Origin of the sequence: Janthinobacterium sp. PLB04, from assembly GCF_021165895.1 — a bacterium.
Lineage (GTDB): Bacteria > Pseudomonadota > Gammaproteobacteria > Burkholderiales > Burkholderiaceae_D > Janthinobacterium > Janthinobacterium lividum.
Genome location: NZ_CP088968.1, coordinates 4,624,517 through 4,641,045, shown reverse-complemented (window position 1 = coordinate 4,641,045; position 16,529 = coordinate 4,624,517). Strand labels below are relative to the sequence as shown.

The window sequence follows — 16,529 nt, the reverse complement described above, 5'->3', positions numbered from 1 at the left end:
CTTGCTTTGAATATGCAAATAATGTCTATATGGGTGTTTGGCGAGAGTAAAAGCGGTTTTTGTGCGATCAGCCAATGGAAAATTCGACGGGAATCGATAATTCCAGCGGGTCCGGCCGTTCCTTGGGGATGCGCGGCAGTGGCGCGGCCCGTTGCAAAGTATCGAGCGCGGCCTGATCCAGCGCTGCGGAACCGGAGCTGCGCTCGATGGCGGCGGCCAGCACCTGGCCGTCGCGGTCGATGCGGCAGCGCAGATACACCACGCCCTGTTCCTGCTTGGCGCGCGACGCCGTCGGGTAGCGGCGGAAGCGCTCCATGCGCGCCAAAACCTTGCCTTCCCAGCTCGATACGCCGCTGCGCAGCTCCTGCGGCGCGGGCGGCAGGGCGGGCGAGGGCGGCGCCGCCGCGAGGGACGGCGCCGCCGCCGGTGCCGGTGTCACGGGCGTATGCCGCACCTCGGCAACGGCCGCGATGCTCTCGGCTTGCGGCGGCATGGGTGCGGCATCCGGCTGCGGCAGTACCAATTGTTGGATTGCCGGCACTGCCTTTTTGGCAATGGCGGCGGATGGCGCGGCGGCGGCGCTGACCCGTTCAGCAAGATTCTGCTCCAAAGGGCGGGGCGGGGCGGCGGCCGGCAGGAACAGCAGCATGGCCGGCTGCGCGGCGTCGGGCACGATGGCCAGCACGGGCGCTGCCGGCGCGCGGTGGTACAGCGCCCATCCCAGCAGGGCGCCATGCATGGCGAAGACGGCGGCTATCGTCAGCGGACGGCGCCAGTCGGTCGGCAGCGTCTTGTCGGCGGCCACCGTCGGCGCCGGCCCTTCCGGGCGGCGCAGCAGATAGATAAGAACGGCGATTTCCATCGCGCCCACCATGGCGATCACCCACCAGGGCGGATGGCCGAGGCACATGGCGACAAAGCCGATGGCCATGCCCAGGCAGGCCATGGCCTTGCCGCGCCGCGACACGGCGCGGTGTTCGCGCCACTGCCGCAAGGGCGCGCCAAAGCGGGGGTGATGCAGCAGCCAGTGCTCCAGGCGCGGCGAGGCGCGGCTGAAGCAGGCCAGCGCCAGGATCAGGAAGATCGTCGTCGGCATGACGGGCAGCATGGCGCCGATCACGCCCAGCGCCACCATCAGCATGCCGGCGGCCGTCCACGCCCAGCGGCGCAGGCGTGCCGTGTGCGCTTCCGCGCCGGCCTGGATGACTGGCTCTTCCATCAGGCGCAGGCCTCCACGTGGCCGTGCATGCGCAGGAAAGCGGCGCGCGCGCCGTCGATCATGCGCGCTTCACCCGCCTCATCGAGGATGGCCGTATCGAGCACGGAGGTAAATTCGCGCCAGTGCCGCGCGCGTCCGTCAGGATGGCCGGCCAGGTGACGCGCGCCGTGATGCTCGTCAAGGCCGATCTTGCCGGCCAGTTTATACAGGATGGCCGCGCCCAGCTTCGAGCCTTCGCTCACATACAGCCAGCCCAGCGCCGTGGCCAGGTCCAGCTGCGCGTCGAACGGCGGCGTGGCCGCATCGGACGGCAGCGCGGTGTCCAGGTCGCGCAGGTCGGCGGCGATGCTGGCGTAGCGGCGGCGCTGTTCCAGGTCCGGCAGCAGGGCCGCCAGTTGCGTGTTGTCGTACAGCGCGTCGACGTCGCGCAGGAACGCGTACTGCGCCTGCAAAAAGCGCGCATAGTTCTCGCGGCTGGAAAACGGTGCGCTGGCCATGATGCGCTGGTCCAGCAATTCGTGGGTGGCCATGGTGTCGGCTTTCAGGCGCTGGCTGCGGGTTGGGGCCGCGTTAATCGGAACGGCGTTCAAGGTGCTGCTGGTGTCGCTTGCTGCATGCATGGAATATCTGCTCTCTATTATAAGGATGAATCAAATCAGAAACGAAGGCCAAGCGTGACGCGCGCCGTGCGGCCCGGTCCCGGCATCAGGCTCAGGGTCAGCGGATCGAGGTAGTAGCGGTCCGTCAGGTTGTCCACCGCCACGTCCAGGGTGGCGTTGGGCGTGATCTTGTAGCTGGCAAACAGGTCAGCCAGGGTGTAGGCCTGCGTCAGCACTTGCGGCGAGGTGCCTGTCCACGACTGCCAGACGGCCTTGTCGTCCTGGCGCGCGAGCGGATGGCCGACATGGGTCAGGCGCGTACCCACGGTGAGCTTTTCCTGCAGCCAGCGCGTGCCCAGGGTCAGGTTGGCGCTCAGCTTGGGCTGGATATGGTTGCTGACATATGAGCTGGAAAAACCGATGGGCGAGCAGTCTGGCGTGTTCCAGATATCCGATTGCCACTTGCTGGCCTTGCGCAAATACGCTGCCGTGGCCGCGTCGCAGATCAGGGTCTTGCGGTTCCAGGTGCCGGAAAAATCGGCAAACACGCTACCCCGGTCATATGACGATTGCAGTTCGATCCCCGAGACGCTGTATTTGTCCGTGTTCGCCATCGAGAAATTCTGCGCGTAGGCCGGCAGGTCGGGTATCGGGCGGCGCGTGATGTAGCCATGCGTGACGTTGTCGAAATACGCGACGCGCAGGCGCAGCTTGTCGGCGGCGCTCCATACGCCGTCCTTGACCAGGCTGACGCCAACTTCGCGGTTATGGCTGCGCTCCGGCTTGAGCGGCGACGAATATGTGGCGGAAAAGCCCATCGTCGATTCGTACAGGCTGGGCATGCGCAAGCCGCGCGCGTCGCGCAGGAACAGGCTGACGCTGTCGGACAGGCGCGCCGTCAGGGCGAAGGTGGGCGAGAAACCGTGGTCCTTGCGGCGGATCGGCGTGCTGTACTTGAACAGGCCGGGGATGGCGTCGCGGAAGACATAATCGTTGCCGCTCCACTGGTCCACCTGCGAGATGTCCAGCGGCGCCGGTTCCTCGCCATAGCGTTCCACCATGCCGCCCACCAGCGCGGGATTGGTGGCCGCCGTGAACTGGCCCTGCGCATCCTGGTACCATTTCGCGGCGCCGAGCTGATCGCCGTCCTTGTCCCACATGGTGACCCATTGCCAGCCCTGCGGCTGGTACTGCTGTTCCGCGCGGCGGTTGCGGTCGCGGGAATCGAAGCGCTGGAAGCGTCCGCCCGCGTCAACGGTCAGCCAGTCGCGCGCCTGCCACTGCAGCGAGGCGAATACGCTTTGCTCGTGGCGCTTGCCGTTGCGCAGGGTGTGATTGGCGTTCAAGTCTTCATCGAGGATGCGCACGCTGTCGGCCGGACCGATATCCTCGTTCTGCAGGGACAAGCCGTAATCGAGCTTGAGCGCGCCCATGTCGGTGGCGAAGCGCGAGGTGTTCGTCAGGTCGGCGCCAACGCGGCGCGCCTGGTTCTTCGCCAGGTACAGCACTTCCACGCACTCCTTGCATTCATGGTCGCCCGGATTGGCCTTGCCTTCCAGCGGATTGCTGAAGATGTCGCCGTTGCGCGACTTGCTCTGCATGTCCGTCAGCCACAGGTTGGCCTTCAGGTCGATGAAGTTCTGGCCTTCCGGCTTCCACTCGTAGCGCGCCGTCAGCGCGTTGGTGCGCACCTGGCTGGGGTCCCACTGGGGGATGCTGCCGGTGCTGTTGCGGTAGATTTGCGAGGGCATGATTTCGCCATAGCTACTGTCGAAATAGCGGTAGCCCAGCTCCAGCTTCTGTTCGTGCGGCAGGCGCAGGTTGGCCTTCAGCAGGGCCGAGGTGGTGCGGTTGGCCGTGTTCAGCACCTCATCGCCGCGCTTGAAGAACTGCGTCACGCCATTGTCGTCGCCCCATTCGTTGAGCAGCTGATAGCGTTCGAAACCGCGCGTGCCGGAAAAATAATTGCCGATGCTGCGGTGGCTGATGGCCGCCACCAGGTCGTAGTCGTCCTGGCGCGTCGCCACGGCGATGCTGCCAAAGCCGCTGCGCGGGTCGCCCAGCTTGTTGCGGTGCGTGCGCGGCGCGCTGCCGAAATCGCCGGGTGCCGTGACGCTGTTGTCCTGGATGCCGCCGCGCAGGCGTACGCCCGTGCGCTGGCCTGGCAGCAGAATGTCTTCCGGGCGCAGGGTCTGCATGCTGACCATGCCGCCGATGGCGCCCGCGCCCTGCGCCGACAGGTTCGGGCCCTTGTCGATGCGGATGGCGCTGATCAGGTCCGGGTCGATGTAGCTGCGGTCGGCGATGCCCGCGTAGCCGCGGTAGACGGTCGACGATTGCAGGCTGCCGTCGATCAGCACGGGCACGCGGCCCTGGCCCTGCATGCCGCGCACGTTGACGTCGACGGCCCCGCTGTTGCGGCTGTCGCCCACCTGCACGCCGGCCACGCCCTTGAATATATCGGCCGGCGAGGTGCCGCGGAAGCGCTCGATCTGTTCGCGCCCGATGTACACGGAGGCGGCCGGCGTCAGGTAGGGCAGGTCGGCCGGATCCGTGTCGTCCGCCTCGAACGTGCCGCTGCCGCCCTGGCCATTCACGCGCAGGGTGCCGATCTGCACCGCGCCGGCGGCGACAGGCGCGGGTGCGCTGATGATGATGGTCGTGCCGCCCTGCAGCTGTGCTTGCAGGCCGCTGCCGGCCAGCAACTGGCGCAGCGCCTCGGGCAGCGAATGCCGGCCTTGCAGTGGGGCGCTGTGCCGGCCTTCGGTCAGGCGCGCATCGGCCAGCAGCACCATGCCTGCCTGGCGCGCCAGTTCGTTCAGCGCGCGGTTCAACGGTTGCGCGGGGATCTGCCATTCCACCTGCGCCACCGGCGCGGTGGCGGCATGCGTGGCGGGTGTGGCGAAGGCCAGGCCGATGGCCAGGAACAGGGGAGACAGGCGGGCGTGCAAGGGATGGCGCGGTGGAGTCATGTGCATGTTTTTCCTATGGTGATGTGGTGATCATTCATAGTTAAAACGAATGAGTATCATTTACCCTGACGTGCGGATTGATTTTATTTCGCTGCATGTTCCGGCAATCAGCGGGCGACGATATGCAGCTTGCCGTCTTGGCGCAGCAGGCGCACGGGCAAGGCCAGCGGCAGGGCGGCGGCAAATTGCGCCGGCAGCTTCGCGTCGAAGCTGCCGTTCAGGCGCAGGCCGGCCAGGGCCGGATCGCCGAGCACGAGGTTTGTGTCGCCATAGCGCTCGAATTCGGCCAGCGCTTCGGCCAGGGTGGCGTCCTCGAAATCGAGGCGCCCGGCACGCCAGTTGCCCACCGCTTGCGCGCTGACCCTGGCCAGCGTTTTCACGCCCTGCGGCGTGACGGTGACAGCGTCGCCCGCCTGCAGCACTTCAGCGCGCGCGTCGCCTTCCCCTTCCACGCGCACCGTGCCTTGCGCCACGCTGATTTGCGTGGCGGCCCCTACATGGCGCACGGAAAAATGCGTGCCCAGCACCGTGGCCGTGGCCGGCCCCGCCAGCACCTGGAATGGACGCTCCGGGTCCGCCTGCACATGGAACATGGCCTGGCCGCGCAGCAGGCGCACGGTGCGCCTGTCGCGGTGCAGGGCCACGTCGACGGCGCTGCCGCTATCGAGTTCGATGCGGCTGCCATCGGGCAGGACTTGCGTGGCAAACTGGCCGCGCAGCGTGCTGTAATCGTGCTGGAAGCCGGGCTGCTGCAGATGGCTGGCCAGCGGCCAGGCCAGCAGGCCGCACAGCAGCAGGCAGCCGCCGGCCAGCGCGCCGCGCGGCAACCGGCTTGCCGCCAGCGGTAAATGCGCCAATCGCCGTAGCAGCGAAACAGGTGCTGCGGCGGATGAGGGCAGGGCGGGCTGGCTGAAGGCGGCCACGCGCTGGGCGGGCAGGCTGGCCAGCAGCGCGTCGGTGCGCGCCAGCGCATCCCAGGCATGCTGGTGGCGCGCGTCCGCTTCCAGCCATTGCCGCAGCGCCGCCAGTTCAGGCGCGGCCAGGCCGGCGTCGTGGCGCAGCAGCCACTGTGCGGCCTGGAAATCGATGTCGTCTGCCGGAGTCGGGTTGGGTGTCATGCGCGGTCTTTTCCAGTATCGCGTTCGGGCATGCCTTTTTTACAGGCGAGCATGCCATTGATGATATGTTTTTCCACCATGTTGACGGAGATGTCCATCTGGGCGGCGATCTCGATCTGGCTCATACCTTCGAATTTGTACAGCGCGAAAGCCTGTCGGCAGCGCGGCGGCAAGGCTTCGATGATGGCCAGCAGGCGCTCCATGGTTTGCCGGTCGTGCAGCCGTTGCTCGGGTTCGTCGGCGCGTGGCGCGCGCAGCTGGAAATGCGGTGTGTCGATGTCGTCGTGGGGGCGGCGCTGGCGCAAGCGCTGTTCGTCGATGGCGATGTTCTTTGCCGTCACGTACAGCAGTGCGCGCTGGCCGCTATCGGGCGCCATGCTCCCTTGCAGGGGAGCTGCGCCGCCGAGCGGCTTGCGCGCCAGGATGCGGGCGTAGGCTTCCTGCACCACGTCCTGCGCTTTGTCGCGGCAGCCGGTGGAGCGCAAAATCAAGCGCAGCAATTCCTGGTAATAGCGTTCAAGCACCGCGCGTTTCCTCGTTATCAAAGCCGGCAATGATAGCAAGCCCATCAAATAATAACAAGAATCATTCTCATCTGTATTGCTGGATAACGCTGGATATTTTTGGCAATGCAGACAATAATCGGCAACAGAAGGCGCTGTGGCGGACCTTATTGGCGGGTATTATCGATTTTATCGATGCTAACTAGGTATATTTTCCGTTTTACATCGATCTTCATGCCATGCATAATCTGTTGCAACTGAAGCCAGACAATCAGCGGCATGCGCCATTCGCCTGCAGCTGCTTGCGGTTTTGACATCCTCCACTTTCTATCAGGAACCTACAATGAAAAAACTGCTCGCTTTTATCGCCGCCGCCGGCTTCTCGCTGTCCGCGTTTGCCGCACCTGAAGTCTATGTCATCGATGGCAGCCACACCTTCCCTCGTTTCGAGTACACCCACATGGGCTTCTCGACGCAGCAAAGCCGTTTCAATAACACCACCGGCAAGGTCACCCTGGACCGCGCCGCCAAGACGGGCGCCGTCGAAGTGCTGATCGACACCAAGTCCGTCGATACGGGTTCGACCCTGTTCAACTCGCACATCCAGGGCGAAGATTTCCTCGACACGGCCAAGTTCCCGGTCGCCACCTACAAATCGACCAAGTTCAATTTTGACGGCGACAAGCTGGCGTCCGTCGACGGCAACCTGACCCTGAAAGGCGTGACCAAGCCAGTTACCCTGACCGTCACCTCGTTCACCTGCGCACCGCACCCGATGCTGAAAAAAGACGCTTGCGGCGCCAACGCCACGGCCAAGATCAAGCGCTCGGAATTCAACGCCGGCAAATATGCGCCAGCCGTCAGCGATGACGTGACCCTGACGTTTGCCATCGAAGCCATCAAGCAGTAATTGTTGGCTGCATGATGCAAAATGGCGGCGGACTTCGGTCCGTCGCCATTTTTTTTTCATTGTAGGTCGGGTTGCTGGTTACGATCACGCCAGGTGATGCACCTCCTGCTGCCCATACACGGGGGTGGTCAAGCCTTCCATGCGCGCCTTCAGCTGCAGCGACAGGTATTGCGAATAGTGGCGCGACTGGTGCAGGTTACCGCCGTGGAACCACAGCGCCTGTTGTTGCGTGGGTTTCCACATATTGCGCTGTTCGCCCTCCCACGGCCCCGGGTCCTTCGTCGTGGCGGAACCGAGGCCCCACACCTTGCCCACTTTATTCGCCACCTCGGGCGAGATCAGGTCGGCCGCCCAGCCATTCATGGAACCGTAGCCGGTGGCGTACACCACCAGGTCGGCCGGCAGTTCCGTGCCGTCGGACAGCACGATGGAACGGGCTTTCAATTCCTGCACGCCGACGCCGCTTTTCAGCTTGATCTTGCCCTCGGCGACCAGCTCGGAAGCGCCCACGTCGATGTAGTAGCCGGAGCCGCGGCGCAGGTATTTCATGAACAGGCCGGAATCGTCGTCGCCGAAATCGAGCATGAAGCCCCGTTCTTCCAGGCGCGCATAAAAGTCCGCGTCGCGCTCGCGGATGGCCTTGAAGACGGGCTTCTGGAAGTCGGCCAGTATCTTGTACGGGATCGAGGCGAACGTCAGGTCGGCCTTGGCCGTCGTCATGCCGGCGGCCAGCGCCCGTTCCGAGTACAGGTCGCCCAGCGCCAGGTCCATCAGCGAGTCCGACTTGACGATGTGCGTCGACGAGCGCTGCACCATGGTCACGTCCACGCCCGCCTCCCACAGGGCGGCGCAGATATCGTGCGCGGAATTGTTCGCGCCGATGACCACCACTTTCTTGCCGGCATACGCATCCGGCCCCGGATGCTGCGACGAGTGCTGCTGCTCGCCCTGGAATATGTCCATGCCCTTGAACTTCGGCATGTTCGCCTTGCCCGACATGCCCGTGGCCAGCACCAGCTGTTTTGGCTTGAGGGTGACGGGCTGGCCGTCGCGCAGCACCTGCACCGTCCACTCGCCGGCGGCTTCGTCGAAGCTGGCCGATTCGCATGAAGTCGAACCCCAGTAATTGAGCTCCATTACCTTGGTGTACATCTCCAGCCAGTCGCCGACCTTGTCCTTGGGCGTGAAGACGGGCCAGTTGTCGGGGAAGGGGATGTACGGCATGTGGTCGTACCAGACGGGGTCGTGCAGGCACAGCGATTTGTAGCGCTTGCGCCAGCTGTCGCCGGGGCGCGCATTTTTCTCGATGATGATGGTGGGGGCGTTCAGCTGGCGCAGCCGCGCGCCGAGCGCGATGCCCCCCTGGCCGCCGCCGATGATGACGCAGTAGGGCTGGCGCGCGTAGCCCAGTTCCGCCGCTTCCTGCTCGCGGTGCTCCAGCCAGCTGCTGCGGTTCGTGCGTGCGCCGTGTTCCGCGCCCATGGGCCGCCGGCCGCCCTTGGCTTCCTCAAAACCCTTCAATTCGCTCATGGTGGTAAGCAGGGTCCAGATCTTGCCGTCGCGGATGCGGATGAAGCCTACGCCGCGCGCCACGTTCGTTTCCACCGTGATCCAGCTTTGCAGCACGCCACCGGCTTCCACCGCATGTTCGCCATCGGCGATGCGGATGGAAACGGGCTGCACGGCGCCCAGCTGGGTGGCCAGCATGGCGGCGATCTGCTCGCGGCCCTCCAGGGTTTTCAGGTTCCAGGTAAACAGCACCAGGTCGCGCCAGTAGCCGTCCTGTTCGAACAGTTGCGCGGCGCCCGTGCTGTCGCTGGCGCGAAGAAAGCCTTCGAGCTGCTCCAGGATGCCGGCCACGGCCAGGTCGTGCGGGTTGATTTCGGTTTGCATCGTGTCTCCTCCAAGTCTGCTGACTTTATGATGGGATGCGGCTGTCTTGCCGCTGACGATGTTGTAACACTGGCGTTCTGGCGCCGCATCCCGCAGCGCAGCATGGCGGCGATTGAGACGGAAATCTCAGCTTTTCGATCGGTTACTGGCGGTGCGGCGGCACGATGTGCAGCTGCTTGAGGCGCCGGTACAGGGTGGCGCGCGAGATGCCCAGCATGGCGGCCGCCTGCAGCGGACGCCATTTGGCGGCGTTCATGGCGTGGGCGATGCGCGTGCGCTCGGCCAGCTCCGGCGGCGTGTAGGCCAGCACGCCCTCCGTCACAGGGGCCGTGTTTTTGTCGCGTGTTCGCGCGCTGGCCTGGCGCAGCGGCGCGCGCACGCGGGCGTGCAGCCAGGTGCTGCCGCCGGCCAGGCGCAGGGACAGCAGATTGTGTCCCGCGCGCGCATCGACCAGCCGCTCGGCGCGCACTTCGAGCACCTCGTTGACGGGACGCGGCAGGACGTCCAGGCCCCCGATGACATCGCGCGCGCAGCGGTTGGCGGCGACGATGTCGCCATGCTCGTCGATGGCGAGCAGCATCTCCGGCTGCACTTCCACGAAGTGGCGGTTGCGGTGCGCCAGCAGGATGCAGCAATGGCCGTAGGACTTGAGAAAAAATCCGTCCTCGATCAGCGTCGCGCCTTGCCGCACCAGTTGTTTCACCAGGCGCTGGCTGTCGCGCGCGTCGGGCGAACTCAGGGCCGACGCATCGAGCACGCCGATCAAGTCGCCGTGCGGCGAAAAAATCGGCGCGGCGCTGCAGGTCAGGCCCGTGAACGCGGCGCGGAAATGGTCGGTCTTGTGCACGGTGATGGCTTCGTGGTCGAGCAGCACGGAGGCGATGCCGCACGTGCCTTCCTCTTCTTCCGACCAGCACGAACCGGGATACAGGCCCGCCTTCTTGAAATCCTTGCGCTGGTCCGTGTCGACCACGTAGTCGATGGTCACGCCGCGCGCATTGGCGAGGATGACGCAGTAGCCCGCTTCGCGCACCATGGCGTGCAGGCGCGGCAGGCACTGGCCCGTGGAGCGCAGAAAATTTTCCTCGGACTGCTGGATGGCGCGCAGTTCGGCGCTTGTCAGGATGCGCGGCCCTGTCGTCGAGGCGGGGTCGAGCCGGTAGTCGTCCAGCGAGCGCCGGTACGACGAGGCCAGCCTGGCCGTATCGGCTCCCGGATTGACGATACGGCCGGCGATCAGGTCGCGCACGCGGTCGATATGGCTGGTCTGGCGGACGTAGGGCATGGCGCTCTCCAGTGTCTCGTGTCTGGTTTTTATGGTGTTTTGCTTGTTGTCTCCGTTTTTAGCACGAAGCGCCGGGCCGCGCATCCTGCGCTGCAGCATGGGGTGCGCGTGAGACGTTTGTCTCAGCGCGTGGTCCGTACAATAGGATGCCGCAGGACAAGATAAAAAGTTTCTCTGTTAGCATGTATCGCATGAAGCGAGCGCCGTTGCCGGCGCCAGCCATGACAGGAGAATATGCATGAAGACACTGCCACTAACCCGCCGCCTGGCTCTTGCCGCCGCTTGCCTTGCGCTGGCCGCCGGCGCCCACGCGGCAGAGACGGCGGCAGCGCCGCTGTCGGCCGCCGCCAGCGACCCGGCTACACTGCAATGGATGGTGGGCGCGCCGCCGCCGGCCGATAAGATCATCCGCTTCGACGATGGCAGCTATTTCAATTTCCCCCAGCTGCGCTGGAGCGTGTCGCACTTCCGCCAGCTGATGCCGACGGTGGGAGTGGCGCGCGGCCTGAAAGCGCCCGTGCCTTTGCCGCGCGCGCTGCGCAGCGATATCGACAGCCTGCGCTTCACGCCCCTGGGCGCGAAGGACGCGATGACCTGGGAGCAGTCGCTGGGCGCCAACTACACGGATGGCATCGTCGTGCTGCACCGGGGCCGCATCGTGTATGAACGCTATTTCGGCGTATTGAAGGAGAGCGGCCAGCACGGCGCCATGTCCGTGACGAAGTCCGTCATGGGCACCATCGGCGCGGCCCTGGTAGCCGAAGGCAAGCTCGATCCAGGCAAGAAAGTGGCCGAGTATGTGCCGGAACTGGCGAAGTCCGCGTTTGGCGACGCCACCGTGCGCCAGGTGCTCGACATGACCACGGGCCTGAAATTCAGCGAAGATTATGCGGACCCGAAAGCGGAAGTATGGCAGCACGCGGCGGCCGGCAGCCCGCTGCCCAAGCCGAAGGATTACACGGGGCCGCGCAGTTATTTCGAGTACCTGCAGACGGTGCGGCACGAGGGCAGGCATGGCGAGGGCTTCGGCTACCGTACGGTCAACTCCGACGTGCTGGGCTGGATCATCGCCCGCGTCACGGGGCAGAACGTCAACGAATACCTGTCCGAGCATATCTGGCAAAAGCTGGGGGCCGAGCAGGATGCCTACATGACGGTCGATTCGACCGGCACGCCGTTTGCCGGCGGCGGCTTGAATGCGGGCTTGCGCGACCTGGCCCGCTTCGGCGAGATGCTGCGCAACGATGGCCGCTACAACGGCCAGCAGATTTTGCCCAAGGCGGCCGTCGAGGATATCCGCCGCGGCGGCGACAAACAGCTGTTCGCCAAGGGCGGCTATGACTTGCTCAAGGGCTGGAGCTACCGCGACATGTGGTGGGTCACGCATAACGACCATGGCGCCTACATGGCGCGCGGCGTGTACGGCCAGCGCATCTACATTGACCCGAAGGCGGAAATGGTGATCGTGCGTTTCGCCTCCACGCCGACGGCGGCCAATGCGGCCAACGACCCGACCACCACGCCGGCCTTCGAGGCGCTGGGCAAGCTGCTGCTGGCCAAGCCGAAGTAATCTGCGGACGGGCCCGTGCCAGCCGTGCGGCGGAACGGGCGCAACTGCAATACACTATCCTTTCGTCATTATTTGTTGCTTGAATGGTATTCATGCAGCGCACGCAAGGGGAAGCACCGTGGAAACCAGCCAGCAGGATCAACCGCGCCCGCCGCTCTGGCGGCGCCTGCTGTGGCCGGTCGCCCAGCTGGGCTCGGCCTTCAAGCTGACGGGCACGCACCTGCTGCACCACGTGATCGGCGCCAGCCTGATCGCCGCGCTGATGCTGGCGCTGGAAGGTTTTCACGTGCTCGAATGGCTCGATGCGGCCATGCTGCGCGCCAGCGCGGAACAGGGGCAACTGCTAAACCGGGGCAAGGACCCGGGCGCCGCCTACCGGCCCGGCATCATCGAAATCGACCAGCCCGCGTTCGAGCAGGTCTTCGACGAGCGCGAACCACTGGAACGCTCGCGCCTGGAACAATTGATCGCCAGCGCCGCAGCGCGCGGCAGCAAGGTACTGGCCATCGACCTGGACCTGGCGCCAGCCGTGTACGAGCAGCACAAGGCGGGCGAGCGGCCGCTGGACCGCCTGCTCGACCGGCTGGCCGCCGATGGCCGGCAACTGGTGCTGATCCTGCCCGAGCAATCGGACCGCAATGCGAACCTGCCGTGGATACGCGCGCGCTGCGCCGCCGGCATCCACTTTGCCAGCCCGCGGATCCGCGAACGCATGGGCGCCGTCACGCGCATCGAGCTGAAAAGCCCCGTGCTGGCGGCCGTGGCCTTCGAGCTGGCGCATGGCGCCGACGAGCAGGAGCAGAAGCAACCCATGCCGGCCGCCCTGTCCGAGCAAAAGGAAGTGGTGGCGCTGGCTGGCCGCGTGTGCCAACTGGCGCGGCGTACGGGCAGCGAAAAGGAGTTGGCGCGCTGGGCGTTCGAGCCCGTCATCCACGGCGACGCCAAGGCGGCGGCCGAACAGAACGCCGTCACCGCACCGTTTCACCCGGCCGCCGTGGCGCCGGCATTCCTGAATCCCACGCGCACGCGCGTCAAACTGATCGATGGCCAGGCCGGCGTGGAGGCCGTGGCATTGCGCAAGAACGTCGTGTATATCGGCAGCACGTATGACGTGCGCGACCGTTACACGACGGCCGAAGGCGAGCAGGCCAGCCTGCACCTGCATGCGGCCGCCCACACGTCGCTGGGCATTGGCACGGCCGACGTCAATAAATATGCGGTGTTCGTGGCCGACATCGTCATCGGCGTGCTGCTGGGCTGCCTGTTCGGCGGCCTGTGGACCTTGTATGGCCGCGCCGAGCTGGCCATCGACCGGCGCATGGAAGACCACGATTTCAGCCGCCTGCACCGCATGGGCACGCTGGCGGAATTCTATGGCATCCGCCTGATGCTGGTGCTGGTGTGGGCCTCGCCGTTTGCCATCGGCGCACTGGCCATCTACCTGTCGCGCGGCTTGCTCGAACAGGGCTGGTGGGTCAACCCCGGCCCCCTGATCGCCGGCATGTTCCTGCACGCGATGTCGCTGCGCGACGAAGCCCACCATCCGCACGAGGAAGTGCCGGGCCTGTCCGTGTGGGCCCAGCTGCGCCGCACGCATCCGGGTATCGTGCTGGTGCAGGCGCCGCTGGCGGTGCTGTTGCTGGTGGTGGCGCTGGTGTAGCGAGATGGCAGTTGATTAATTGATCAGCTTCAACCCCGGCGGCAGCGCCTCGCCCAGCATGCGTTTCGTGTTCGCTTCGTCCAGCTGCGTCACTTCGCTGACCATGGCCTGCCACAGGGGTGGGGCGCCCACGGCTTTCAGGCGGGCCAGGATGGTGGTCCGCAGCTCGTCGCCGATGTCGCGCGAGCGGTCGCCCGTCATGCGTGCCAGGTGGGTGGCGGCGAAGGCGGCCGGTTCCACTTTTTTCCAGTCCAGCGCCAGCAGCACGTGCAGCCAGTCGGCCACGCTGGCGCTGTCGACCACTTCGTGCGCGCTGCCGTGGAAGGGCTGGCGCGCGCCGACCCTGGCCAGCGCCCACAGGGTATTCGTATCGGCCGCTTCACCCTTCTTGCTGGCTTTCTCCAGCCGCTTGATCAGCCAGACGCCCACTTCGGCCTTGTAGGCGCCGGGGATGCGCTCGAGCGAGGCGCCCAGGCGCAGCATGTCGTCGTCGCTGCCGTTGACCAGGGTGACGGGGCGGCTGCCGCGCTGGGCCGCATCGGCTTGCAGGTTGAAGGCGAAGTCGTCGAGCAGGCGCAGTTGCTGCTCGGGGTTCAAGCCGCCAGCCACCCGGCGCCACAGGGTCCACCATTCGGCGCACACCTGGTTGTCCTTGTGGTGCTGTGCGCCCACGTCGAACAGGGCCCACAGCTGCTCGATGCGCCATGTGTCCAGCGCGTCGCCATAGCCGGGCCGCAAACAGTAGCCGGCCAGGTTCAGCCAGACACGTTCATGCTCGGCGGAGCGGCGCCGGCCACGGGCGCGCAGCAGCAGGGCGTCGAACAGCTGGCGCAGCAGGGGAGTCTCCCAGCTTTCGCGTCCGCCCAGCCCCCGTTCCAGGTGCTGGCGCAGCTGCCGCACTTCCTTGGCTTCGACCTTTTGCGCCTTGCCGCCAAAGATGCGCTCGATCTTCTCGACCGCTTCTTTCACGCGCGGCGAAACGGCTTGAGCCTCGCCATCTCCTTGCTCTTCCTTATCAGCGCGCAACTGGAATTCCAGCAGCCAGCGCTGGCCGGCATCCGCTGCGGCCACGCAATGCACTTCCAAAGTCCCTACCTCGGTCATGACTGTCGCCAGCTGCACGGTGATTTCGCGCTTGTCACTGGCATCCTGTTTGTCGTGCAGCACGCTGGCCAGCGGCGGCAGGCGCAAGTATTCTCCGGCGTCCAGGTCGACGATTTCGCCCAGTTGCGGCGGCGTGCCCGCCTCAAAGAGGGACGTGGCCAGGTGGAAGCGCACGGGCCTGCCCAGGCGCAGCGCGAACAGCCGTTCGGTCAGGCGGATTTCCTCGCCGCTGGCGCTGCCACGGGGCAGGATGCAGACGGCGCGCTTGTCCTTGCCCGCTTCGCCCAGCACGAGGAAATAGCTGCGTGGCGAGCCGCCGCCGATGCGCGGCGCCTGGCCGCGCCGGGCCAGCGCGTAGGCGACGGCGCCACGGGCCACGGCCACGTCTGGATTGTCATTGTGCAGGATGGTCAAGGGCTGACCACGCCAGTGCGCCAGGGTCTCGGCCAGGCGGCGCGCCAGCGCGTCGGCGCGGAACACCCCGCCATTGAGCAGCAGGGTATCGGGCAGTGCGCCCTGATGTTGTTGTAAAAAGCCGGCCAGGTGACGCGTGATGGCCGCGTCCTGCGCATACGGCAGGCCGAATTCCACGATGCCGGCGCGGCCCTTTCTCGCCACCTCGCTCAGTTCCACCTTCGGGAAGAAGCCATCGACCACCATGGCCGCCACTTCCTCGCGCGTGACGTCGGCGGAACGGCTGCCGCCGATCAGACGAGATCCTGCGCCCAGCAGGGTGACGGTGGCGCTTTCCGGCGCATCGTTCGACAGCAGCAATTCCTTGGCGGCGCGGCAGCGTTCCATCAGCTGCGACAAGCGCGCGGCCGATAGCTTCATGCCGCCTTCGCTGCCTGCCGACATGCGCGTTTCCACCAGGTGGGCCAGCGCCAGGTCCATATTGTCGCCGCCGAGGATCAAATGATTGCCCACGCTGCTGCGCGTGAGCTGCGGTTCGCCGTCGTCATCGAAGGCCACGTCGATCAGGCTGAAATCCGTGGTGCCGCCGCCCACGTCGCAGACTAAAATGCGACGCGTATCGGCCAGGTCCTCCCGCAGGGTGGCGTGCTGGCGCTGCAGGAAGTCATAAAAGGCCGCCTGCGGTTCTTCTACCAATCGTAGCGTAGGCAAGCCCGCCATGCGGGCCGCTTCCAGGGTGAGTGCGCGCGCACCCTCGTCGAACGAGGCGGGGATGGTCAGCACCAGTTCCTGTTCTTCCAGCGGAGAATCCGGGAAGCGGTGATTCCACGCGGCGCGTACATACGCGAGATAGCTGGCGCTGGCCGCGACAGGCGACACCTTAGCCACGTCGGCCTCGGCGCCCCACGGCAGGATGGGCGCCTGGCGGTCCACGTTCGCGTGCGACAGCCAGCTCTTCGCGCTGGAAACGAGGCGGCCCGGCACCTGAGCGCCGAGCTGGCGCGCCAGAGCGCCCAGCACGGCATGCTCCAGGTCCTGCTGCGGCCAGGGCAGCTGCAAGTCGCCCGCCGCCAGTTCGCCGGCGGCAGGGTGGTAGCGCAAGGACGGCAGCAGGGGGCGTGCGCCCACTTCGCCGGGAGCGACCAGCTGCTCGATGGCGAACAGCTGGATGCCCGCCTGCATATCGGCTGCATTGGCGGCATTGGCATAGGCGACCACCGTGTTGGTGGTGCCCAGGTCGATGCCGACCAGGAAGGCCGGCTTGCCCACAGCGCTGCGCATG

General features: G+C 65.9%; 11 protein-coding genes. 3 read left to right on the top strand and 8 right to left on the bottom strand.

Translation table 11 applies throughout. The features are described 5' to 3' along the window. Positions 1-67: 67 nt before the first annotated feature. The 5 genes from LSO07_RS28475 to LSO07_RS20335 all read right to left on the bottom strand — a co-directional run bounded on the left by LSO07_RS28475 (position 68) and on the right by LSO07_RS20335 (position 6,432). Positions 68-1,219, bottom strand: a complete 1,152-nt coding sequence (locus tag LSO07_RS28475) for a TonB family protein (protein ID WP_191909740.1) — start codon at positions 1,217-1,219, stop codon at positions 68-70. Then, complete coding sequence (locus LSO07_RS20350) at positions 1,219-1,839, bottom strand: biliverdin-producing heme oxygenase (RefSeq protein WP_151096429.1); 621 nt, start codon at positions 1,837-1,839, stop codon at positions 1,219-1,221. The genes LSO07_RS28475 and LSO07_RS20350 overlap by 1 nt, the downstream gene beginning before the upstream one ends. Before the next feature lie 35 nt (positions 1,840-1,874). Next, the gene (locus LSO07_RS20345) at positions 1,875-4,796 is read right to left on the bottom strand and encodes a TonB-dependent receptor (protein ID WP_151096428.1); all 2,922 of its coding nucleotides are present in this window, start codon (positions 4,794-4,796) and stop codon (positions 1,875-1,877) included. Positions 4,797-4,897: 101 nt separating this feature from the next. Then, a complete protein-coding gene (locus tag LSO07_RS20340) occupies positions 4,898-5,908 on the bottom strand; it encodes a FecR family protein (RefSeq protein WP_151096427.1) in 1,011 nt (336 codons plus the stop codon). Continuing rightward, the gene (locus LSO07_RS20335) at positions 5,905-6,432 is read right to left on the bottom strand and encodes an RNA polymerase sigma factor (RefSeq protein ID WP_151096426.1); all 528 of its coding nucleotides are present in this window, start codon (positions 6,430-6,432) and stop codon (positions 5,905-5,907) included. Before LSO07_RS20335 ends, LSO07_RS20340 begins: the two co-directional genes overlap by 4 nt. 322 nt (positions 6,433-6,754) lie before the next feature. Between LSO07_RS20335 and LSO07_RS20330 the strand changes: the two genes are divergently transcribed. After that, the gene (locus tag LSO07_RS20330; protein WP_034779171.1) at positions 6,755-7,321 is read left to right on the top strand and encodes a YceI family protein; all 567 of its coding nucleotides are present in this window, start codon (positions 6,755-6,757) and stop codon (positions 7,319-7,321) included. Positions 7,322-7,405: 84 nt separating this feature from the next. Here LSO07_RS20330 and LSO07_RS20325 read toward each other — a convergent pair whose 3' ends face one another. Together LSO07_RS20325 and LSO07_RS20320 are read right to left on the bottom strand one after the other, a co-directional pair. After that, the gene (locus tag LSO07_RS20325) at positions 7,406-9,214 is read right to left on the bottom strand and encodes an NAD(P)/FAD-dependent oxidoreductase (RefSeq protein WP_151096425.1); all 1,809 of its coding nucleotides are present in this window, start codon (positions 9,212-9,214) and stop codon (positions 7,406-7,408) included. A gap of 142 nt (positions 9,215-9,356) precedes the next feature. Next, entirely contained in the window at positions 9,357-10,499 is a 1,143-nt protein-coding gene (locus LSO07_RS20320; protein ID WP_151096424.1) for a helix-turn-helix domain-containing protein, read from the bottom strand. 238 nt (positions 10,500-10,737) lie between these two features. Between LSO07_RS20320 and LSO07_RS20315 the strand changes: the two genes are divergently transcribed. Continuing rightward, on the top strand, positions 10,738-12,069 hold the full coding sequence (locus tag LSO07_RS20315) for a serine hydrolase domain-containing protein (protein ID WP_151096423.1): 1,332 nt from the start codon (positions 10,738-10,740) through the stop codon (positions 12,067-12,069). Between the two features lie 118 nt (positions 12,070-12,187). Continuing rightward, the gene (locus tag LSO07_RS20310) at positions 12,188-13,729 is read left to right on the top strand and encodes a CHASE2 domain-containing protein (RefSeq protein WP_191909739.1); all 1,542 of its coding nucleotides are present in this window, start codon (positions 12,188-12,190) and stop codon (positions 13,727-13,729) included. A gap of 15 nt (positions 13,730-13,744) precedes the next feature. Here LSO07_RS20310 and LSO07_RS20305 read toward each other — a convergent pair whose 3' ends face one another. Further along, positions 13,745-16,528: an Hsp70 family protein gene (locus tag LSO07_RS20305; protein WP_151096421.1), complete on the bottom strand. Its 2,784-nt coding sequence runs from the start codon at positions 16,526-16,528 to the stop codon at positions 13,745-13,747. Position 16,529: the final 1 nt, after the last annotated feature.